The organism is Paraburkholderia sp. UCT70, assembly GCF_050434085.1.
GTDB classification, from domain to species: domain Bacteria; phylum Pseudomonadota; class Gammaproteobacteria; order Burkholderiales; family Burkholderiaceae; genus Paraburkholderia; species Paraburkholderia tuberum.
This window is the reverse complement of the sequence record NZ_JBNPVZ010000002.1, coordinates 523,008-544,182: the sequence shown is the minus strand read 5'-3', so window position 1 is coordinate 544,182 and position 21,175 is coordinate 523,008. Positions and strand designations below refer to the sequence as shown.

Here is a 21,175-nt window from a genome sequence, read left to right as displayed (position 1 = left end):
TGCGCCCGCTTGCCCACCCCGCCCCCCCTTTTCCCAGTTCCCGCGATGATCGGTGAAATCGATATCTTCGGCGTGTTCGTACCGGCCGTGCTGGTGCTGATGTTGATTGCGTATCTGATCAACCTCGGCATTCGCACCGCGCTCGATTACACCGGCTTTTACCGCTTCGTCTGGCATCGCTCCATCTTCGATCTCGGTGTCTATGTGCTGGTGCTGGGCCTTGTCGTCGTCGTTTCGCACAGACTAATAACGTGAAAAAAACCTGGTTCTCCGTCGGTCAGATCCTGCTGACCCTGATCGTCGTAGTGGTCGCAGCATTCGTGCTGTGGAAACTCGTCGACTACTACCTGTTCGCGCCGTGGACGCGCGACGGGCGCGTACGCGCCGATGTGATCCAGGTCGCGCCCGACGTGTCGGGGCTGATTTCGTCGGTCGAGGTCATGGACAACCAGCAGGTCAAGGAGGGCCAGGTGCTGTTCAGGATCGATCAGGCGCGCTACACGCTCGCATTGCGACAGGCCGAGGCAACGGCGCAGCAGCGCCGCGCGACGCTCGATCAGGCGCGCCGCGAATACGCGCGCAATCGTCAGCTCGGCAACCTCGTCGCCGCCGAAGTACTCGAAGAAAGCCGTTCGCGCGTCGACGCGGGCGAAGCCGCGCTCGCCGACGCGAACGTCGCGATCGACACCGCGAAGCTGAACCTCGAGCGCTCGAGGATCAAAAGCCCGGTCGACGGCTATCTGAACGACCGCGCGCCGCGCGCCGGCGAATTCGTCGCGGCCGGCCGCGCGGTGGTCGCGGTGGTCGACATGCATTCGTTCCGCGTCGACGGCTACTTCGAGGAAACCAAGCTGCGCGGCATCGACATCGGCCAGCCGGTCGACATCATCGTGATGGGCGAGCCGAAGCCGCTGCGCGGGCACGTGCAGAGCATCGTCGCCGGTATCGAAGACCGCGACCGCACGCAAAGCGCCAATCTGCTGCCGAACGTGAACCCGGCGTTCAGCTGGGTGCGGCTCGCGCAGCGCATTCCGGTGCGGGTCGCGCTCGATGAAGTGCCGGCTGATTTCCGCCTGATCGCGGGGCGTACCGCGACGGTGTCGGTGCGTGACCTGTCGCCGCTCAGGAGACGAGCCGTGTCGGGCACGGGTGGCGCATCTGGCACGGTCGCCGCTTCGGCTGCGCCGGTGGCGCCGGGTTCGTCGGTGGCGTCCGGGTCCGCTGGGTCGGGCACCGCACCGTCGGGCGCGTCGCAATGAAGTTCGTGCGTACCTTGTCCTCGCTGGCGCCGCGCTTGCCGCTGCTGCCACTGCTGCCGCTGCTGCCGTTGTTGCCGCTCACCGTCGCGCTGAACGGCTGCATCAACGTCGGGCCGAACTACACGCTGCCGAAACAGGCGCTCGTCAATGCCCCGCTCGCGAACGGAGCGATCGAGGGCGCCGATCCCAAGCTGACGTCAACCCTCAATCTGCCGACCGTCTGGTGGAAGCTGTACGACGATCCGGTGCTGAACGGTCTGGTCGACCAGGCGTTGAAATCGAATACCGACCTGCGCGTCGCGACCGCGAATCTCGCGCGCTCGCGCGAGGCGCTGGGCATAGCGCAAGCGCAGGGCGGTTTTTCGGGCAACGCGTCGGTGGCGATCCAGCGCGCGCAGGAATCGGCCGAGCAATTCCTGCTCTTCGAGAAACTGCCGGTCGCCAACCTGGGTGACATGGGCATCAACGTCTCGTACGAAATCGACCTGTTCGGCAAGCTGCGCCGCGGCGTCGAGGCGGCGGCGGCGGACACCGAGGCCGTGGAAGCCGCGGGCGACCTCGCGCGCATCACTGTCGTCGCGGACGTGGTGCGCTCGTACGTCGAACAATGCTCGGCGGCCGAGGAGCTGCGCATCGCGCAGCAATCGCTCGCGCTACAGAAGGAGCGCGTGGACGTGTCGCGCCGTCTGCGCGACGCGGGACGCGGAAACCAGACCGCGGTCACGAGCGGCCAGACTCAGGTCGAGACTCTGACGGCCGACATTCCGCGCTACACCGCGCGCCGCAAGATCGCACAATACCGGCTCGCGATGCTGCTCGCCCAGGCGCCGTCGCAATTGCCGCCGGCCGTGCTCGCCTGCGACCGGCTGCCGCAAATCCACCAGCCGATTCCGATCGGCGACGGCGCCGGGCTGCTGCGGCGACGCCCGGACGTGCACGAAGCCGAGCGTCAGCTCGCGGCGTCGACGGCGCGCATCGGCGTCGCGACCGGAGCGCTTTATCCGAGCATCAGCATTGGCGCGTCGGCGGGCTTCACCGGCATTCTGGAAGACATTCCCACCTCGCCGACAGCGCGTTGGGCCTTCGGTCCGCTGATCAGCTGGACCTTCCCGACCAATGGCGCGCGCCAACGGGTCCACGAAGCCGAAGCGTCGAGCCAGGTCGCGCTCGCGAAGTTCGACGGCGTGGTGCTGACCGCGCTGCGCGAAACCGAGACCAACCTCGCGACCTACGCGTCCGATTACGCGCGCGCCGAATCGCTGCGCGCGGCGCTGACGTCGGCGGCGCAATCGGCGGATGAAACGCATCGGCTGTATCGCGCCGGGCGCGAGTCGTTCATCTCCGATCTCGACGCGACGCGCACGCTGACGGCCGCGAAGTCGCAGCTCGCGGCGGCGGAGGGCCAGGTGGCGATCGATCAGGTCAATCTGTTCCTGTCGCTGGGCGGCGGGTGGGAAGTTGGCGGGCAAAGCACGCCGGGTGAAACGCGGCCGCAGCTGAAGGCAACACCTGTCGCGGCCAAGCCGTCCGCGAAGTCGGGAGCGTCGACGGCCGCAACTGCGAAAGCGCCTTGATCGGTCGTCTTACGATTTATTTTTTAGAATCTTTCTTTTTGCTTTCACTTTCGGTTAAATACGTGACACCACTTCACGCTACGGGGTCTCGTATGTCGCCATTCATGCAGGGTGTAGTCACGTTGGGCGGATGCATCGGTATCTTCACCGCGGTGGTTGCGGTGGTCGAAATGTTGGCTAATCGAGTTGGGCGGGCGGCGGCGCGCAAGAGCGGCTAGCTGTTCCGCACTTTCGCCGCCGCCTGATGTATCGCCGCCCGTACCCGCGGATACGTGCCGCAACGGCACACCACCGGCGTCATCGCGTCGTCGATGTCGGCATCGGTCGGATCGGGCTTGTGCTTCAGCAACGCGCAAGCCGCCATCAATTGCGCGCTCTGGCAATAGCCGCACTGCACCACATCGAGTTCGATCCACGCGGCCTTCAGCGCCTGCGATTCGCGTCCCTGCAAACCCTCGATCGTCGTGATCTTCTGCGTATGCAGGCTCGACATCAACGTCTGGCACGCGAAGCACGCGGCATCGTCGAGATTGATCGTGCACGCGCCGCAGATGCCCACGCCGCAGCCGAACTTGGTGCCGGTCATGCCGAGATCGCAGCGCAGCACCCATAGCAGCGGCATGTCCGGATCGGCATCGACCTTCACCTTGCGTCCGTTGATATTCAGTACCGCCATGCTTGCCTCCTGAGTCGCCGCGCTACACCGCAAGCTTTTGCTCATCCACCGTCCGTCATGCAAGCCGCAACGGCAGCGTCCGCAAACGCTGCCCCGTCAGTGCGAACACCGCATTGCCCACCGCCGGCGCGATCGGCGGCACGCCCGGCTCGCCGACACCTTGCGGGTGCAACTGGCTCGGCATGATGTCGACTTCGATCGCAGGGCACCCGTTCATCCGCACGACCGGAAAGTCCACGAAGTTCTTCTGCTGCACCTGGCCGTTGACGATTGTGATCTCGTTCTGCAACGCGCTCGACAGCCCGAACACGATGCCGCCTTCCATCTGCTGACGGATCAGATTCGGATTCACCGGCAAGCCGCAATCGATTACGCACACCACCCGATGCACGCGAATCTGCCGGTTCGCGCCGATCGACACCTCCGTGACCTGCGCGACCACGCTGCCGAACGCCTCGTGCAACGCGACGCCACGAGCGCGACGCGCGCCATCGGCGGCGGGTTTTAGCGGACGCCCCCAGTCGGACAACTTCTCGACACGCTTCAGGACCGCCAGATGACGCGGATGCTGCGCGAGCAGCATCGCGCGAAACGCGATCGGGTCCTGGCCGGCCGCGGCGGCGGCTTCGTCGGTGAAGCTCTCGGTGAAGAAGGCCTGATGCGAGTGGCCGACCGAACGCCAGAAGCCGATCGGCACCGGTAATTCGACTATCTTGTGCGACACGCGCGCGGCCGGCCACTCGTAGGGCTGATCGAACGCGCCTTCGCAGGTGGTCTTGTCGATCGGGATGTGCGGCACGCCGTAGTAACGCGCGAGCGCATCCGGCACGATCGCCTGACCCGCCGACTTCGCGTGCCAGGCGACCAGCTTGCCGTGCTCGTCGAAGCCGGCCTGAAACCATGCTGCGCATGCGGGCCGGTAGAAGTCGTGCGTGAAGTCCTGCGCGCGCGACCAGATGGTTTGCACCGGACGGCCATCGGCCTCGCGCGCGATCGCCGCGGCCTGCGCGACGAAATCGAGTTCGAGGCGCCGGCCGAACGCGCCGCCCAACAGCTGCGTCTGTACATCGACGAGATCGACGTCGAGGCCGAGCACTTTCGCCGCATGATGCCGCGCCAGCCGCGGCATCTGCGTCGACACCCAGACGGTCGCTGCGCCGTCCGCGACCTGCACCGTGCAGTTCAGCGGCTCGACCGCGCCATGCGCGAGATACGGTGCGTGATAGACCGCTTCGATCGTGCGCGCCGCGCGACTCATCGCGTTGTCGACGTTGCCGACGTGGTAATACACGTGGCCGTCCGTATGGTCGAGCGTCTCGACGAGGCGGCGGTCTACCGCCGCGCTCGACACCTTCGCGGCCGCGCCGTCATGCCAGGTCACGTTGATCGCCTCGACCGCGCTCATCGCGCGAAACGCGTTGTCCGCGATCACGGCCACGCCGCCGGTGCCGCCCGCGTACGGCGGCACGGCGAACGCCTTGATGAAGCCCCGCATCTTTTGCGCGGGCGTCGCGTCGAAATGCGCGACCGTGCCGCCGAGCGTCGGACACATCACGACGCTCGCATAGACCAAACCGTCGGGCAACACGTCGATGCCGAAGCGCGCCGCACCGTCGATTTTCGACGCGGCTTCGATGCGCCGCACGGGCTGGCCGATCAGCTTGAAGTCGGCCGGCTGCTTCAGGACGACGCTGCGCGGCAGCGGCTGGCGCGCGGCCATCGACGACAACTCGCCGAACGTCGCCTTGTGCCCCCACGGGTGCAGCACGTAGCCCTTTTCCGCGCGGCATTCGCGGACCGGCACGTCCCAGCGTTCGGCCGCCGCCTCGATCAGCATCACACGCGCCGACGCGCCGGCCTCGCGCATCGGCGTCCAGAGATCGTTCATGCTCGAGGAGCCGCCCGTCATCATCGTGCCGATCTCACGCACTGCCTTGCTCGTGATCCACACGGTGCCGCGGCGGATGTAGCTGTCGTCGTCGGGGCGAAACGGCAGATCGTCGACGATACCCTGCACCGCGTTGTAGATCCGGTCGATCGGCGCCGCTTCGACTTGCACCTGCGGCCAGTCGGCGTCGAGCTCCTCGGCGAGCAGCATCGCAAGCCCCGTATGGATGCCCTGCCCCATTTCGGCCTTCGGCACCATGATCGTCACGCGGTTGTCGGCGTCGATCTTGACCCAGCCGTTTAGCCCAACCTGAGTGCCTTGCGTCGGCAGCGGCGTCGACGTCATCAGGCGCTGCCGCGGCGGCAGCACGGCCCAGCCGACCAGCAGCCCGCCCAACGCACTGGCGCCGCCAAGCAGAAAGGTTCTGCGCGTCAACATGGCATGGCTCGCTCGGCTGGCTCGATGGTAGGAAAGCGGCGACAGCGCCGATGCACCCCGTCTTTGTCTGCGAATAGTAATAAGACGAATCGGCGAGCGTGAGACTTAAATGCGCGCGTGAACCTCGAGCGGCCGTGCGGCGTGGGAAGGCGGGGACTGAAAACGGCGGGGGAAAGTCGTGGGGTGTTTCATTAACTGCGTCCGCGCAGAGGCGGCGGTGTGCCGGCGTAAGTCACCGCCGGCACACCGCGAACCCTGCGCTTGATTCAATCAGGCGATCATGCGACCGGATCAACGGCGGTTCGAACCCGACACCACGTCGATCCACACGGCCAGCACGAGGATGCCGCCCTTCACGATCATCTGCCAGTACGCGTCGACGTCGAGCATGGACATGCCGTTGTCGAGGCTCGCCATTACGAGCGCGCCGATCAGCGCGCCATACACGGTGCCGGAGCCGCCGCGCATCGAGGTGCCGCCGATAAAGCACGCGGCGATCGCGTCGAGTTCGCCCATCGAGCCCGCCGACGGCGAACCGGCCGCGAGCCGCGCCGTGTTGACGATGCCGGCAAACGCGCACATCAGCCCCATCAGCGCGAAGATCGCGAGCTTCACGCGGTCGGTGTTGACACCCGACAGCCGCGTCGCTTCGAGGTTCGAGCCGACCGCGTAGATGCGGCGTCCGAACACGGTCTGCGTCGCGATCCATGTGAAGACCCCGAGCAGCGCGAGCAGCAGCAACACCGGCACCGGAATGCCGCCGTAATTGTCGAGCATCGCGATGAAGCCGGCGAGAATCGCCCCTGCGCCGATCACCTTCGCGACGTCCTGCCAGAAAGGCACGACGCGCAACTGATAACGCTGCCGATTCGCGCGCTGGCGGATCGTCAGGAATGCCAGCAGCAGGAACAGCACGACGGCGAGCGTGTCGCCGGCGAGCCGCGGCAGATAGCCCTGGCCGACGAACACGAAGCTGTCCGACACCGGCGCGATCGTCGACCCTCCGGTAATGCCGAGCAGAATGCCGCGATACGCGAGCATGCCGCCGAGCCCGACGATAAACGACGGCACGCGCCGATACGTCGACCACCAGCCGTTGAACACGCCGACCGCGATGCCGAGCAGCAACACGACCGGAATCGTCACGCCGATCGGCCAGTGCCGGTTCACGTCGAGAATCGCCGCGACGCCGCCGAGCAAACCGAGCAGCGAACCGACCGACAGATCGATTTCACCGGCGATGATCACGAACACCATGCCGCACGCGAGCATGCCGGTAATCGACATCTGCCGCAGTAGATTCGACAGATTGCGCGGCGTGACGAACGCGCCGTGCGTGAGCGCCGAAAAGAAAATCCAGATCACGGCGACGGCAATCAGCAGCGCGAGAATCTTGTAGCGCGCGAACAGTTGCTGGATCCGTTGCGTGCCGCCGAATGCGCCTCGCGGCGCGGCGTTGTCGGTGCGTTGGGAAGTTACTTCGGGAGTCATGCGGCACTCGCTGCGGTTGGGTTCGAAGATAGGTGCACGGGGCGGATCGCGGCGCCGAGAATGTCTTCCTGCGTGAGACCGTCGTTGATGAAGTCGCCGCGCAACTCGCCTTCGCCGATCACGAGCACTCGGTCGCTGATGCCAAGCACTTCCGGCAATTCGGACGACACCATCACGATCGACATGCCGCGCTGCGCCAGCTGGAAGATCAGCTTGTAGATCTCGTATTTGGCGCCGACGTCGACGCCGCGTGTCGGTTCGTCGAGAATCAGCACGGTCGGGTTGGTCAGCAGCATTCGCGTGAGCACGGCCTTCTGCTGATTGCCGCCCGACAGACTTGCAATCGATAACATCGGATTCGCGGCGCGCACGGAAAGCCGCTTCATTTCCGTCTGGATCGTGTCGAGTTCGGCCGCGGAATCGATACGTCCGCCCGACGCGAAACGCTGCAACACCGCAAGCGTGATGTTATGACCGACGCTCATGCCGGGCACGATGCCGTGGCGTTTGCGATCCTCGGGCACCATCGCGATGCCGGCGCGAATCGCGTCGATTGGCGCGCGAATTTTCAGCGGCTTGCCGTCGAGCATGACGTGCGCCTCGCTGATGCCTGCATACGCGCCGAAAATCGCCTGCATCAGTTCGGTGCGGCCCGCGCCGACGAGCCCGGCGACACCGAGTATTTCGCCGCGCCGCAACGAGAACGACACGTCGTCCACGCGCTTGCGGCGCGGATTCGTCACGTCGAAACAGGTCACGTTGCGCGCTTCGAAGATCACGTCGCCGATCGGATGCGGCTCGCGCGGAAACAGGTTCTTGATCTCTCGGCCGACCATCAGCGAGATGATCCGCTCGGTCGTCAGGGCGTGCATCGGCTCGGTCGCGACATGACGGCCGTCGCGAATCACGCTGATCGTGTCGCAGACGGCGGCGACTTCGTCGAGCTTGTGCGAAATGTACACGCAGGCAATGCCGCGCCGTTTCAGATCGCGCACGATATCGAGCAGAATCGCGATTTCGGAGGCGGTCAGCGACGACGACGGTTCGTCGAGGATCAGCAGCTTCGCGCGCTTGTTCAGCGCCTTCGCGATTTCGATCAGCTGCTGATGGCCGCCCCCGTAGTTCATCACGGGCTGCGCGGCGTTGATGCCGCTGATGCCGAGTTCGCGCAACAGTTCGTCGGCGCGCTGATACATCGCCGCGTAGTTCATGCGGCCGCCGGGCAGCGTGATTTCGTTGCCGAGAAAGATGTTTTCCGCGACCGACAACTCCGGCACGAGCATCAGTTCCTGGTGGATGATGATGATGCCCGCGCGTTCGGTGTCGCGCACGCTCGCGGCCTTCAGCGTCTCGCCTTCCCAGGTTATTTCGCCATCCCACGTACCGTGCGGATACACGCCGGACAGCACCTTCATCAGCGTCGATTTGCCCGCGCCGTTTTCGCCGCACAGGCCCACGCATTCGCCCGGCGATACGGTCAGATCGATGCCGTCGAGCGCCTTCACGCCGGAAAAAGCTTTGACGATGCCGCGCATCGTCAGAAGAGGTTGCGTCATTCGCTATGTCTCGCTGCAAGTTGGGCCGATGTTCGATCACGCTCCCGGGCGCCATGACCCGGGAGCGTGGCGTTCACATAGGGCCCGTCTCCGTGTTATTTGCTCGCGAGTTGCTCTTGCGTGTAGAAGCCGTCCCTCACGACGGTGTCGAGGTTCGCCTTCGTCAGCTTGGTCGGCTGCAGCAGCACCGTATCGACCTTCTTCTTGCCGTTGTCGTATTGCGCGTTGAACGCCGGCTTGTCACCCTTGGCAAGCGCGACCGACAGCTTCGCTGCTTCGCCCGCGATCAGCTTCAGCGGCTTGTAGACCGTCATCGTCTGCGTGCCGGCCGCCACGCGCTTCACGGCAGCGAGGTCGGCATCCTGACCCGAGATCGGTACCTTGCCCGCGAGGCCCTGCGCGGCGAGCGCCTGGATCGCGCCGCCAGCGGTGCCGTCGTTCGACGCGACGACTGCGTCGATCTTGTTGTTGTTCGCGGTCAGCGCGTCTTCCATGATGCGCAGCGCGGTCGATGCGCTCCACTCCGGCACCCACTGCTGGCCGACCACCTTGATGTCACCCTTGTCGATCGCCGGTTGCAGCACCTTCAGCTGGCCCTGGCGCAGCATCTTCGCGTTGTTGTCGGTCGGTGCGCCGCCGAGCAGGAAGTAGTTGCCCTTCGGCCGCACGTCATAGACGCCCTGCGCCTGCATCTCGCCGACCTTCTCGTTGTCGAACGAGATATAGGCGTCGATATCGGCGTCGAGAATCAGGCGGTCATACGAGACTACCTTGATGCCCGCTTTGCGCGCTTCGGCCACGACGTTGCCGAGCGTCTTCGAGTTGAACGGCACGATCACAATCACGTCGACGCCGCGCGAGATCAGGTTTTCGATCTGCGAGATCTGACGCTCTTCGCTCGCATCGGCCGATTGCACCGACACCTTCGCGCCGAGCTTTTCCGCCGCGGCGACGAAATAGTCGCGATCGCGCGACCAGCGCTCGACGCGCAGATCGTCGATACAGAAGCCGATTTCCGGATGAGCCTTGCTGGCGTGCGCGAGCGGCGCGGCGAGCGACAGGCTGGCGAGTACCGCGCCGCACAACAGCGAACTCAGGACGTTACGACGCATTGCGAATTTCATTGATGTCTCCTTTATGTAGTGATAGCCGGAATACCGGACGTATCGGTCTGCGCTGCGAGCCGCAGACTCGGACAAGCGACAACCCACAGCTTGCTGGTGCGCGCGGTCGACGTGGCCGCGCGATCTTTATTCAACGTCCGCTATAAATCGCCTGATTTACGATGTTTTCCATCTGTTCCTGTTGCCCGCTCACATGCCGCGGATTCAGATCGCGCGCCAGCGTGTCCGCCGCAAGCGTCGACAGCGAGTAGTCGCCGGACAGGATCTTGCGGCCGAACTCGCCATCCCAGCCCGCGTAGCGTTGCCGCTTGAACTGCTCGAGGCGCTCGTTTTCGACCAGCACCGCGGCGCGTTCGAGGCCGAGCGCGAGGTTGTCGATCGCGCCGACGTGGCCATAAAACAGGTCTTCCGCATCGACACTCTGGCGCCGCACCTTCGCATCGAAGTTCATGCCGCCGCTCGTGAAGCCGCCGTGGCGCAGGATCTCGTAGAAGGCCAGCGTGAGTTCCTCGACGCTGTTGGGAAATTGGTCGGTATCCCAGCCATTTTGCGGATCGCCGCGATTCGCATCGACGCTACCGAAGATGCCGAGCGCAAATGCGGTCGCAATCTCGTGATGGAACGAGTGCCCCGCGAGCGTCGCGTGATTCGCCTCGATGTTGACGCGAATCTCCTTGTCGAGGCCGTGCTGCAGCAGGAAGCCGTGCACGGTCGCGACGTCGTAGTCGTACTGATGTTTGGTTGGCTCCTGCGGCTTCGGCTCGATCAGCAGCGCGCCCTTGAAACCGATCTGATGCTTGTGTTCGACCACCATGTGCAGGAAGCGCGCGAACTGCTCGCGCTCGCGCACGAGGTCGGTGTTCAGCAGTGTGTCGTAGCCTTCGCGGCCGCCCCACAACACGTAGTTTTCGCCGCCGAGGCGCAGCGTCGCGTCGAGCGCATGACGCACCTGGGTCGCCGCAAAGGCGAAAACCTCCGGATTCGGATTGGTCGCGGCGCCGGCCGCGTAACGCGGATGCGAAAACAGATTCGCGGTGCCCCACAGCAATTTGACACCGGTATCCTGCTGCTTGCGCGCGAGGTAGTCGGACACGCGCAGGAAGTTCTCGCTGTATTCCTTCACGCTCGCGCCTTCGGGCGCGACGTCGGTATCGTGGAACGTGTAGTACGGCGTGCCGAGCTTCGAGAAGAATTCGAACGCGGCGTCGGCCTTCTGCAGCGCCCGCTCCATTGCGTCGCCGGGTTGCTGCCACGGCCGCCGGAACGTGCCCTGACCGAAGATATCGACGCCGGGCCATACGAAGGTATGCCAGTAGCAGACGGCGATACGCAGATGTTCCTCGAGCGTCTTGCCGAGTACCTTCCTCGTTTTGTCGTAGTGACGGTACGCGAGCGGGTTGTCCGATTGCGGGCCTTCGTAACGAATCTCTGGAATGTGTTCGAAGTAGGACATCGGCGTCTCCAATGTGTGCTGCATTGCAACCCACGCGAGAAGCCGCGCAGGCCGACAAAGTGACGCCATGCTGCCGCTTGCACGATGTGCCGGCAATTGCGAAATTGCGCAGCGCGCTTGATGTTTCTTACCGCCCGCGCGTTTGTTTACTGCCGTCGCGCGATTCGGCGCCTAGAATAACCAGACGCTTAAAAACGGGGTTGCTCCCAGGCACCCGACACAATGGAGACAAAGGCGCGTGGTCCATCGATCCACCCGCCGCTCACCGCCATGACCCGTCCACAAGCACCTCAGACAACCCATCGCATCGCGCTGCTGTTCAACGCGAACAAGGTCTACGATCGCGAGATCATCACCGGCATCGGCAACTACCTTCTGTCGACGCGCGTCGCATGGGATCTCTTCCTCGAAGAAGACTTCCGCTGCCGGCTCGCGGGTATCCAGCGCTTCGACGGCGACGGCATCATCGCGGACTTCGACGATCCCGCCGTCGACGAAGCCCTGCGCGACTGTCCACTACCGGTGGTCGCGGTCGGTTCGTCGTACGAGGATCCGACGCAGTACCCCCCGGATTTACCCTATATCGCGACCGACAACAGCAAGCTCGTGTCGCTCGCGTACACGCACCTGATCGGCGCGGGCCTCGAAAACTTCGCGCTGTACAGCCTGCCGCAGGCGCAGGAAAACCGTTGGGCGCAACAGCGCGAACTCGCCTTCGCGCATCTGCGCAGCGCCGACGGACGCAGCGCGGCGCAGATCGATAGCGAGATCTATCGCGGTCTGTCGACGAGCGCGCCGTCCTGGAACCAGGCCATCGAACAGCTGACCACCTGGCTGCGGCAACTGCCGAAGCCGGTCGGCATCATCGCGGTGACCGACGCGCGTGCGCGGCATTTGCTGCAGGCATGTCTGATCGCGGGCATTCCGGTGCCCGAGGAAGTCGCGATCATCGGCATCGACAACGATCCGCTCACGCGTACGCTGACGCGCATTCCGCTGTCGTCGGTGATCCAGGGCACCGAGGAAATGGGCCGTACCGCCGCGCACATCCTGCATCAGATGCTGCACGGCGCGCGCTTTCCGGGGCGCCGCATTCTGGTGCCGCCGGTCGGCATCAACGTGCTCGAATCGACGCGGCATCAGCCGCTCGCGAGTCCTTACGTGATGCGCGCCCGCCATTTCATTCGCCAGTACGCGTGCCAGGGCATCCGCACCGAGCAGGTGGCCGACTATGTGGGCGTGTCGCGTTCGTCGCTCGAAGAGTATTTCCGGCGCGAGCGTCAGTGCACCGTGCATCAGGAGATCTTGCGCCACAAGCTCGACGTCGCGAAGTCGCTGCTCGCGAAACGCGATGCGTCGAGCGCGGAAGTCGCGATCCGTTGCGGCTTCACGTCGCTGCAATACATGTACGCGGTATTTCGCCGCGAACTCGGCTGCACGCCGCGCGAATACCAGGAGCGCGTGGGCCCGAAGACCAAAACCGCTGGCTGAGCATGCTTTCTATTTTTTCTTCGCACTGACCACATGATCAGCATCGCACAACTCTCTTCCGAGCCGTGGGGCACGCTGCAGGGCGGCGATCGCGTACGGCTTTACACGTTGCGCAACGCGCACGGCATGAAAGTCGCCATCAGCGACCTCGGCGCGACGCTGGTTTCGTGGCACGCACCGGACCGCGCCGGACGTCTCGGCGATATTCTGCTCGGTCACGACACGCCCGCCGAATACGTGGCGGCCTCGACCTACATGGGCGGACTGATCGGCCGCTGGGCGAATCGCATTGCGGGCGCGCGCTTTTCGCTCGACGGCATCGAGTACACGCTCGATCGCAACGAAGGTCCGAATCTGCTGCACGGCGGCACGGTCGGTTTTCATCGGGCGTTGTGGGAGGTCGCCGAGGACGACGGCGCGTTGCTGATGCGGCTCGAGTCGCCCGAAGGCGATGCCGGTTTTCCGGGCAACGTGAAGGTGCAAGTACGCTATTCGCTCGACGACGACGGCACGCTGACGATCGGCTACGAAGCGATCACCGACGCGCCGACGCCGCTCAATCTGACGAGCCATCCGTACTTCAACCTGACCGGGCGCGCGGGTACCGACATTCGCGGCCACGTGCTGTCGATCGACGCCGAGCGCTTTTTCGAAGTCGACGCGACGATGATTCCGTGCAAGCTCGCCGACGTCGCGGGCAACGCATTCGACTTCCGGCAGAGCGCGCCGATCGGCGGCCGGCTCGACTGGCCGCACGCGCAACTCGCGCGCGCCGGCGGCTTCGATCATTGCTACGTGCTGCGCGAGGCGCCGGCAAACGCGATGAAGGGCAACGACGGCCACGCGCCGCCGCTGCGCGAAGTCGCCTGTGCATACGATCCGGGCAGTGGACGCGAACTGACCGTCGCGACCGATCAGCGGGGCTTGCAGTTTTACACGGGCAACGCTTTGAACGGCAACCCGGGACGCGGCGGTGTCCGCTATCAACGGCACGCCGGCTTGTGCCTCGAGGCGGGCGGTTTCCCGAACGAGGTCAATATGACCGGGCAGAACGAAGTGATCGTGCGACCCGGAGATACTTATCGGCAAATCACGAGTTATCGCGTCGATGTGCGCAAAGGTGTGTGACCAGATTTACGGCCGCTTTTGCGCTGTTTTACGAGAACCAGCGACGGCGAGATTACAGCTCGCCGACTACCCGTTCTTTGCAATACTGAATTAGTCGGCTAGTGGTTTTCCCCAAGTTCGCCCCCCTCTAGACTGCGCTTATGGCACCGGTATCGCAGCGGTGCTGGATAGACAGACAACTACGGAGGGAAACATCATGAAATCGCTTATCCAGGCAGTTGCGCTTACGGCCCTGATCGCTGCGCCGGTCGCGTCGTTCGCGCAATCGGAACAGCCGATCACGCGGGCCGAAGTCAAGGCAGAGGTGCAGCAACTCGAACAGATTGGCTATAACCCGGCCATCGTGCTCGATGCCCAGTATCCCGCGGACATCCAGGCGGCCGAGGCACGCGTCTCCGCGATGAAAGCGAAGGGCCAAGGCGACACGTCTGGCTATGGGTCGTCGATGGGCGGATCATCGCAAGCGGGCCATCATCCGATGTGGGTCAATCCGGACGGTCAGTGACGAGTCGCGAACGTATGGCGAATGTCCGTAGCGAGGAAAGATTCTTGAGTTAACGGCCCTTTCCCCTCTTTGCGGTTTTCGCCGTTTCGAACCGATATGAAGCGGGCGCATGTTTTCAAGGCATGCGCCCGCTCTTTACGTTTATGCGGCACTAACAACGTACCGCCAATTCTGACGCCGCGGCAGATTCACCCAGCCCGCGCCTGCGGGCATTCCGCCTGATACCAGATGTCCACCTGCCTCTGCGCGCGCTCGAGACTCGCCGGATAGTCAGGATCAAAGCGTCGTTCAGGGTGGTAGCCCGCTTGCTGCAGCGCTGTCAGTTCGCTCATGCTCCGCTGGTGCGTGGCCGGTGCCTTGTTCCTGAGGTCGGTCAGATCGCGGCATTGCGTTGCACTCAGATGCGTTTGCGCGCCGCCATTCCCGCCGCCCGCGGCGCAGCCAACGAGCGTGAGCACCAACACGGCAGGGATCGACCGCATCTGGGTCGCGATGTTCATGTTGTGCCTCCTTTGGGGAAATGACCTCGTCGCGAATGCCGTCTTCCCACGCGGCCCTTCGCATCTCTGAACCGGCTTCTTCGCCTGTCGTCATTTTGAATTATTGGAAACGTCTGTGAAAGTCGCCACCAATATCATCAACCACGGTTTCGATACGGACATAGACTTTCCCCTGGTGAATGCCGATTCGCCTGCGCAACAGTTGGCGCGGCGTTTTCCCCTCAACGAGGGAGCCGCTCCCTCACACCAAGGAGACATGCGATGCCCCGCACCGCCGCTGAAAAACGCGCCGCTTTCCGCGCGCTGCACTCGTCTGGCTGTTTCGTGCTGCCCAATCCGTGGGACGCGGGCAGCGCCCGTTATCTGCATACACTAGGCTTCAAGGCGCTCGCGACGACGAGTTCCGGTTTTGCGTGGTCGACCGGACATGCGGACAACACATTGCCGCGCGAAACGATCCTCGCGCACCTGCGCGCAATCGTCGACGCGACCGATCTGCCGGTCAACGCCGACTTCGAAAACGGCTTCGGCCGCGACCCGGAAGAAGTCGCCGAGAGTGTGACGCTCGCGGTGGAAACGGGCGTCGCGGGTCTGTCGATCGAAGACTCGACTGGCAACCCCGCCGCGCCGCTGTTTCCGGTCGACGTCGCCGTGCAGCGGCTCAGCGCGGCCCGCCGTGCGATCGATCAGAACGGCGGCGACACGCTGCTCGTCGGCCGCGCGGAGAATTTCTTCGCCGGCAAGCCCGATCTCGACGATGCCATTGCGCGTCTGAAGGCCTATGCGGCGGCGGGCGCCGACTGCCTGTATGCGCCGGGCATCCAGACGCGCGAGCAGATCGAAGCGGTGGTCGCGGCCGTCGCGCCGAAGCCCGTCAATCTGCTGATCGGCTCGACATCGACCCTGACGTTGCAGGACGTGGCCGCGCTCGGCGTGCGGCGGATCAGCGTCGGCGGCGGGCTCGCGCGCGCGGCGTGGGGTGGCTTCATGCACGCCGCTCAGGCGCTGGCCGATGGCCGCTTCGACTTCACCGGCGCGACGGCGGGCACGCAGCTCAATGAGCTTTTCAATCGCAGCGCGTGAAAAACGCCGCGCAAAGGACGCCTCATCAACGTGAGATCGCCACGCTGCGTCGAACTCATCGGAAATGCCACGACGTTTCCGATGAGAAAAGCGCTCGAACGCCTGAATCGGCGCACAAAGGCCCCGGTCACGCCAAATGTTATGATCGGAAACATTATTCGCCCGATCAAGCGCATACCCGACCAGCAGCAAGCCTCATGGACACCCACCTCACCAAATCCGCCGACACGTCCTCCACCGATCTCGGCCGGCGCGTGCGCGCCGCCCGTCAAGCGCAGGATCTGACGCTCGAAACCGCGAGCCGCCTGTGCGGTGTCTCGCGCTCGACGCTGTCGAAAGTCGAAAACGGCCTGATGTCCCCCACGTTCGACGTGCTGCAAAAAATCGTGCTGGGCCTGAAGATCGAAATTGGCGAACTGTTCGGCTCGACGCCGAAAGTCAGCGCGAGCGGCCGGCGCGCGCTGACACGCAAGAACGAAGGCCAGCGCCACGCTTATCGCGGCTATCAGATGGAGTTGCTCGCCACCGACCTGGCCCACAAGGCGATGCTGCCGTTTCGCATCCGCATCTCGGCGCACACGCTTGATGCATTCGACGACTGGGGCCGCCACGAAGGCGAGGAGTTTCTCTACGTGATCACCGGCAGCGTGTGCCTCTATTCGGAGCTGTACGCGCCGACACATCTGAACGCGGGCGACAGCCTCTACTTCGACAGCCGCACGGGTCACGCGGCGGTGTCGACCAGCGAGGAAGACGCCGAAGTGTTGTGGATGGCGACCAATGCGGACCTTCCGCATACACCGCCTGCCGCGAACGAGTCAGCGAAGAAATAGCGCGCCCTGCACGGCGCGCGCACTCAGCGCGCCGCCAGAGCCCGTTGCGCGAGTTGCGCGATATGCAGTGCGTGTCGCCCTGTGCCGTGTTCGATCTGCTCGCGACAACTGAAGCCGTTGGTCAGCACGATCGTTTCCGCATTCGCCGCCATAGCGTCGCGCACGGCCTCAAACATGTCCTCGCCGATCTTTTCCGACAACGCGTGATGCTCGATGTTGAAGCCGAACGATCCCGCCATCCCGCAGCAGCCGGTATCGAGCAGCTTCCATCTGACGCCGAGCTTGTTCAGCAACGCCGTATCGCCCTGCATGCCGAATAGCGCCTTCTGATGACAATGGCCATGCACGATCACATCGGCCGCGAGCGTCGGCCACTCGAACGGCTGACGCGCGACGAAATCGGCAAATAGATACGTTTGCGCGGACAGCTTCTTCGCCAACGCGTGATCGGGGAGTTGCTTCAGCAACTCGTCCTTGAACACCGATAGACAGCCAGGCTCCAGACCGACGAGCGGCACGCCGGCGGCGATGTCGTCCGCGAGGTCGTCGACGATATGCGTGAGCAGCTCGCGCGCGCGTTCGAGCAGGCCGAAGTCGTACAGCGGACGCCCGCAACACAAACGTTTCTTCGGTAACACGACGTGCCAGCCGAGTCGCGTGAGCACCTCAGCGGCGGCCTGCGCGATCTCGGGCGTGAAGTGGTCGTTGAATGTATCGACCCACAGGATCACCTTCTTTGCGTCGCCGCCGAACGCATGAATCGCGGATGCTTGCGACGACGCACTCCGTCTATAAGTTGCAGCGGCGAACCGCGGCAACGCACGCGTCTGCGCCACACCCGCGATCCATTTGCCGAGCGCGGACAAAACGGGCGCCGTCGTCAGAAAGTTCGTCACGCGCGGAAAACGCGCGGCCCACGGTGCCCATTCGCCGATCCGTCCCATGAACAGCGCCTGACGCGGCCGACGATTGTTCTCATAGTAGTGAGAAAGGAACTCCGCCTTGTACGACGCCATATCCGTATGCGTCGGGCAATCGGACTTGCAGCCCTTGCATGCGAGGCAGGTATCGAGCGCTTCTTTCACTTCGCGACTGTTCCAGCCATCGGCGATCACGTCGCCTTGCAGCATTTCCCAGAACAGATGCGCGCGCCCGCGCGTCGAGCACTTTTCCTCGCGCGTGCCGCGATAGCTCGGACACATCGTGCCGCCTTCGAGCGAGCGGCATTTGCCCATGCCGATGCAGCGTTCGATCGCACGCTGAAAGCCGTCGCCTTCCTGGCTCGCGAACGCGAGCTTCGTATGCAGCGTCACCGGCTTGTACGTAGGGCCCATGCGCAGGTTTTCGTCGGCGCGGTATGCATGCACGACTTTGCCCGGATTCAGACGATTCGCCGGGTCCCAGATCGCCTTGAACTGCTCCATCGCCTGCATCAGCTCGGGGCCGTACATGATCGGCAGAAACTCGGCCTTCGCCTGGCCATCGCCGTGTTCGCCCGACAGCGAGCCGCCGAATTCGACCACCAGTTCCGCCGCTTCGCGCAAGAACCCGCGCCACGTCGCGATACCTTCCGCGCTGCGCAGATTGAACGTGATGCGCGCGTGCACGCAGCCGTCGCCGAAATGGCCGTACAGGCTCGTCTCGTAGCCATGGCGATCGACGAGCGCCTGAAACGCGCGCAGATAATCGCCGAGCCGCATCGGATCGACCGCCGCGTCTTCCCAGCCGACCACCGGATCGGGCTTGTCGCGATCCACTGACAACGCGACCGCCGACGCCCCCGTCTCGCGAATCGACCACACCTTCGCCTGCAAGGCGCGATCTTCGACGAGCATCGTCGAGATTTGCGGCCCGGCCGCGCCCGATTGGAAATACGCGGCGGCGTCGCGTGCCTGTTGCAGCACCTCGTCCTGCGTGTCCGCGCCGAATTCGAGCACGACCCACGCATCGCCTTCGGGCAGCAGTGCGATCTCGTCCTTCTTCAGGCCGCGCACCTGCAAGCCGCGAATGATCGCGCGGTCGAGTCCCTCGACTGCGATCGGCCCGCAGCGCATGAAATGCGGCACCGCGTCCGCCGCCGTATAGATGTCGGTGAAGCCGACCACGACGATCACGCGCCTGGCCGGACTCTTCACGAGCCTCACTTTCGCCTGCAACGTGACCGCGCACGTGCCTTCGCTGCCGACGAGCGCACGCGCGACGTTGAAGCCGTTTTCCGGCAGCAGTTGATCGAGATTGAAGCCCGACACGCGCCGTTTGATCTGCGGGAATTTCGCGCGAATCCGTTCGGCGTACGTGTCGCGCAGTTGCTTGAGCGCCGCGTAGATTTCGCCTTGACGGCCACCCGCCGCGATGATGCGTTCGAGTTCTTCCTCGGAGGTCGGGCCGACCCAGAAACGCGCGCCGTCGAAGGTCGCGATTTCGAGCGCTTCGATGTTCTCGACGGTCTTACCGGCCATCACCGAATGCGCGCCGCACGAGTTGTTCGCGATCATGCCGCCGAGCGTGCAGCGGCTATGCGTGGCGGGATCGGGCGCGAACGTGAGGCCGTGCTGTTCGGCGGCATCGCGCAAGGAGTCGCACACGACGCCCGGCTCGACGACCGCGACGCCCGCAAGCGGATCGATCGAGACGACGCGGTTCAGATACTTGCTCGCATCGGCCACGACCGCGACGTTTACGCATTGGCCGTTCTGCGACGTGCCGCCACCGCGCGCGAGAAACGGCACGTCGTTGCGACGGCATGCGGCGAGCGTTGCGAGCAGATCGTCGAGATCGGCCGGGACCACGACACCGAGCGGGACTTGCCGATAGTTCGACGCATCCGATGCGTACAATGCTTTGGAACCCTGATCGAATCGCACCTCGCCGCGCACGTGCTGGCGCAGGTCGCTTTCGAGCACCTGCAATAGCTCCGCGCTGGCCGAGAAAGACGTGGCGACACGCGGTTCATTCAAAGCGCCCCGCTGCGCGCCAACCCGCCGCTCTTCATCCAATGACAATGACGTCCCCACTGCGCACCTCGTCTGCGATGCCGGCGCTCGCGCCGCCGTATGCGCTCAGGCCGCCTGGCTCGCGGTCATCCGGAAGATGCCCTGTGCGTTGCCCGCGTCGAAACGCAGGTCCGTTTCCCAGCGGCGCGCGTCCTGATCGAAACTGCGCTTGCGCGTAATGAATTCGTAGAACGAGCCCGGCACGTCGCGCGTGACGACGCTGCCGTCGGCCGCGCGAAATTCACGCTGCACGACATCCGCGCGATACGCGGTCTGGAACACGCGGCCGGAACGCGAATGCTCGACTTCGGGCTTCATCGGCCGAGCCTTCGCCTTCTGTTCGTCCGACAGCTTGAAGACGTCCGCGACGCGATCGGTCGCGTGATTGAACGCGTTACCTTCGGTCGCGATCCACGCCATCTCCGCCGATTCTTTCAACAATACTTCGTAATCGGCTTCGCGTGGCATCTCGTGCTGACGCGCGAACACACCGACGATCACCGGTAGCAACTCCTGCGCCGCATCGAGCGGCAGCACGCCATCGCGTTCGAGTTCCCACAAGAGGCCATGGGCGCGCGGCGTCAACGGATCGCGCGAGGCACCGATCACGTTCGTCACCGCCTGCTGAAACGCCGCGGAAAAACGCTCCGGGTGCAGTTCGCTGACGAAGAACTGCGCGATCTCGTCGGCGGCGTCCTCATGCGCCCACGCGCGGCCGGTCATGCCGAGACGATCGAGCGGGTAACGGCCGTTGATCCGAAAGCCGAGCGGCCGCAGGATGCGCGCGAACGCGGCCTCGCCGGGCGGCAGCGCGCCGCTGTGCGGCCAGCGCACGGTGCGCAGCGCGCCATGATCGAAGTACACACTGCCGCCGGCGGCGACGGTTTCCTCCGTATAGCGGCGGCCGTTTTCCGAGCGCGCGAGCAGATCGTCGAACAGCGCCATGTTCATCGCCTGTGCGAGTTCGGCGCGCGTGACGCTGCCGCTTTCCCACTCGTTCAACACACGCGGATGATTCAGCGTCGCAAAAAGGCGCGCGGCTTTCTCCGCGCCCAGCAGCTTCACCAGCAGTTGTTCGACGTTCGCATTCTTCAAGTTTCGCATCCGGCTTCTCCACGCTATACGTTGAGCGCTGCACGAGCGCCTCCTAACGGGCGAGATTATTCAGAATGCGCTGCGCCCC

General features: G+C 64.4%; 17 protein-coding genes. 8 read left to right on the top strand and 9 right to left on the bottom strand.

The genetic code is table 11. The features are described from left to right. The first annotated feature begins 45 nt into the window (after positions 1-45). Genes OKW41_RS04765 through OKW41_RS04755 form a run of 3 tightly spaced genes read left to right on the top strand, consistent with a single transcriptional unit; the run spans position 46 to position 2,833 of the window. The gene (locus tag OKW41_RS04765) at positions 46-255 is read left to right on the top strand and encodes a DUF1656 domain-containing protein (RefSeq protein ID WP_018424227.1); all 210 of its coding nucleotides are present in this window, start codon (positions 46-48) and stop codon (positions 253-255) included. Next, on the top strand, positions 252-1,259 hold the full coding sequence (locus OKW41_RS04760) for an efflux RND transporter periplasmic adaptor subunit (protein ID WP_429571724.1): 1,008 nt from the start codon (positions 252-254) through the stop codon (positions 1,257-1,259). Before OKW41_RS04765 ends, OKW41_RS04760 begins: the two co-directional genes overlap by 4 nt. After that, positions 1,256-2,833 carry an efflux transporter outer membrane subunit gene (locus tag OKW41_RS04755; RefSeq protein WP_429571723.1) on the top strand — a complete coding sequence of 526 codons (1,578 nt, stop codon included), beginning with the start codon at positions 1,256-1,258 and terminating at the stop codon, positions 2,831-2,833. Before OKW41_RS04760 ends, OKW41_RS04755 begins: the two co-directional genes overlap by 4 nt. A gap of 214 nt (positions 2,834-3,047) precedes the next feature. Here OKW41_RS04755 and OKW41_RS04750 read toward each other — a convergent pair whose 3' ends face one another. The 6 genes from OKW41_RS04750 to xylA form a co-directional block, all read right to left on the bottom strand. Beyond that, positions 3,048-3,509 carry a (2Fe-2S)-binding protein gene (locus tag OKW41_RS04750; protein WP_429571722.1) on the bottom strand — a complete coding sequence of 154 codons (462 nt, stop codon included), beginning with the start codon at positions 3,507-3,509 and terminating at the stop codon, positions 3,048-3,050. 55 nt (positions 3,510-3,564) lie between these two features. After that, positions 3,565-5,835, bottom strand: coding sequence for a molybdopterin cofactor-binding domain-containing protein (locus OKW41_RS04745; protein ID WP_429571721.1), 2,271 nt, complete (start codon positions 5,833-5,835; stop codon positions 3,565-3,567). Between the two features lie 291 nt (positions 5,836-6,126). Then, complete coding sequence (locus OKW41_RS04740) at positions 6,127-7,326, bottom strand: sugar ABC transporter permease (protein WP_429445064.1); 1,200 nt, start codon at positions 7,324-7,326, stop codon at positions 6,127-6,129. Next, a complete protein-coding gene (gene xylG / locus OKW41_RS04735; protein ID WP_429445062.1) occupies positions 7,323-8,882 on the bottom strand; it encodes a D-xylose ABC transporter ATP-binding protein in 1,560 nt (519 codons plus the stop codon). The genes OKW41_RS04740 and xylG overlap by 4 nt, the downstream gene beginning before the upstream one ends. A 95-nt stretch (positions 8,883-8,977) precedes the next feature. Next, on the bottom strand, positions 8,978-10,006 hold the full coding sequence (xylF, locus tag OKW41_RS04730; protein WP_429445060.1) for a D-xylose ABC transporter substrate-binding protein: 1,029 nt from the start codon (positions 10,004-10,006) through the stop codon (positions 8,978-8,980). 130 nt (positions 10,007-10,136) lie between these two features. After that, a complete protein-coding gene (xylA, locus tag OKW41_RS04725) occupies positions 10,137-11,459 on the bottom strand; it encodes a xylose isomerase (protein WP_429445058.1) in 1,323 nt (440 codons plus the stop codon). A 270-nt stretch (positions 11,460-11,729) separates the two neighbouring features. Between xylA and OKW41_RS04720 the strand changes: the two genes are divergently transcribed. The 3 genes from OKW41_RS04720 (at position 11,730) to OKW41_RS04710 (ending at position 14,583) form a co-directional block, all read left to right on the top strand. Further along, positions 11,730-12,950, top strand: coding sequence for a XylR family transcriptional regulator (locus tag OKW41_RS04720; RefSeq protein WP_090808461.1), 1,221 nt, complete (start codon positions 11,730-11,732; stop codon positions 12,948-12,950). Between the two features lie 33 nt (positions 12,951-12,983). Beyond that, a complete protein-coding gene (locus tag OKW41_RS04715) occupies positions 12,984-14,078 on the top strand; it encodes an aldose epimerase family protein (RefSeq protein ID WP_429571720.1) in 1,095 nt (364 codons plus the stop codon). A 196-nt stretch (positions 14,079-14,274) separates the two neighbouring features. Beyond that, positions 14,275-14,583, top strand: a complete 309-nt coding sequence (locus OKW41_RS04710) for a DUF4148 domain-containing protein (protein WP_184072160.1) — start codon at positions 14,275-14,277, stop codon at positions 14,581-14,583. A 188-nt stretch (positions 14,584-14,771) separates the two neighbouring features. Here OKW41_RS04710 and OKW41_RS04705 read toward each other — a convergent pair whose 3' ends face one another. Beyond that, on the bottom strand, positions 14,772-15,083 hold the full coding sequence (locus OKW41_RS04705) for a hypothetical protein (protein WP_184036295.1): 312 nt from the start codon (positions 15,081-15,083) through the stop codon (positions 14,772-14,774). Between the two features lie 261 nt (positions 15,084-15,344). On the opposite strand from OKW41_RS04705, the gene OKW41_RS04700 reads away from it, so the two are divergent. Both OKW41_RS04700 and OKW41_RS04695 read left to right on the top strand, forming a co-directional pair. Beyond that, the gene (locus OKW41_RS04700) at positions 15,345-16,166 is read left to right on the top strand and encodes an isocitrate lyase/PEP mutase family protein (RefSeq protein WP_184036292.1); all 822 of its coding nucleotides are present in this window, start codon (positions 15,345-15,347) and stop codon (positions 16,164-16,166) included. A 197-nt stretch (positions 16,167-16,363) separates the two neighbouring features. Continuing rightward, positions 16,364-16,999, top strand: a complete 636-nt coding sequence (locus OKW41_RS04695) for a helix-turn-helix domain-containing protein (protein WP_429571719.1) — start codon at positions 16,364-16,366, stop codon at positions 16,997-16,999. 23 nt (positions 17,000-17,022) lie between these two features. On the opposite strand, the gene OKW41_RS04690 is transcribed toward OKW41_RS04695, so the two are convergent. Next, positions 17,023-19,956, bottom strand: a complete 2,934-nt coding sequence (locus tag OKW41_RS04690; protein WP_429571718.1) for an FAD-binding and (Fe-S)-binding domain-containing protein — start codon at positions 19,954-19,956, stop codon at positions 17,023-17,025. A gap of 102 nt (positions 19,957-20,058) precedes the next feature. Further along, positions 20,059-21,096 carry a DUF1338 domain-containing protein gene (locus OKW41_RS04685; RefSeq protein ID WP_429571717.1) on the bottom strand — a complete coding sequence of 346 codons (1,038 nt, stop codon included), beginning with the start codon at positions 21,094-21,096 and terminating at the stop codon, positions 20,059-20,061. Between the last annotated feature and the right edge of the window lie 79 nt (positions 21,097-21,175).

Coding starts and splice junctions, on each gene's coding strand:
- xylA (WP_429445058.1), bottom strand. CDS start 11,459: ATGTCCTACTTCGAACACATTCCAGAGATTCGTTACGAAGGCCCGCAA.
- OKW41_RS04765 (WP_018424227.1), top strand. CDS start 46: ATGATCGGTGAAATCGATATCTTCGGCGTGTTCGTACCGGCCGTGCTG.
- OKW41_RS04720 (WP_090808461.1), top strand. CDS start 11,730: ATGACCCGTCCACAAGCACCTCAGACAACCCATCGCATCGCGCTGCTG.
- OKW41_RS04715 (WP_429571720.1), top strand. CDS start 12,984: ATGATCAGCATCGCACAACTCTCTTCCGAGCCGTGGGGCACGCTGCAG.
- OKW41_RS04740 (WP_429445064.1), bottom strand. CDS start 7,326: ATGACTCCCGAAGTAACTTCCCAACGCACCGACAACGCCGCGCCGCGA.
- OKW41_RS04705 (WP_184036295.1), bottom strand. CDS start 15,083: ATGAACATCGCGACCCAGATGCGGTCGATCCCTGCCGTGTTGGTGCTC.
- OKW41_RS04745 (WP_429571721.1), bottom strand. CDS start 5,835: ATGTTGACGCGCAGAACCTTTCTGCTTGGCGGCGCCAGTGCGTTGGGC.
- OKW41_RS04755 (WP_429571723.1), top strand. CDS start 1,256: ATGAAGTTCGTGCGTACCTTGTCCTCGCTGGCGCCGCGCTTGCCGCTG.
- OKW41_RS04700 (WP_184036292.1), top strand. CDS start 15,345: ATGCCCCGCACCGCCGCTGAAAAACGCGCCGCTTTCCGCGCGCTGCAC.
- xylG (WP_429445062.1), bottom strand. CDS start 8,882: ATGACGCAACCTCTTCTGACGATGCGCGGCATCGTCAAAGCTTTTTCC.
- OKW41_RS04750 (WP_429571722.1), bottom strand. CDS start 3,509: ATGGCGGTACTGAATATCAACGGACGCAAGGTGAAGGTCGATGCCGAT.
- OKW41_RS04695 (WP_429571719.1), top strand. CDS start 16,364: ATGGACACCCACCTCACCAAATCCGCCGACACGTCCTCCACCGATCTC.
- OKW41_RS04685 (WP_429571717.1), bottom strand. CDS start 21,096: ATGCGAAACTTGAAGAATGCGAACGTCGAACAACTGCTGGTGAAGCTG.
- xylF (WP_429445060.1), bottom strand. CDS start 10,006: ATGAAATTCGCAATGCGTCGTAACGTCCTGAGTTCGCTGTTGTGCGGC.
- OKW41_RS04710 (WP_184072160.1), top strand. CDS start 14,275: ATGAAATCGCTTATCCAGGCAGTTGCGCTTACGGCCCTGATCGCTGCG.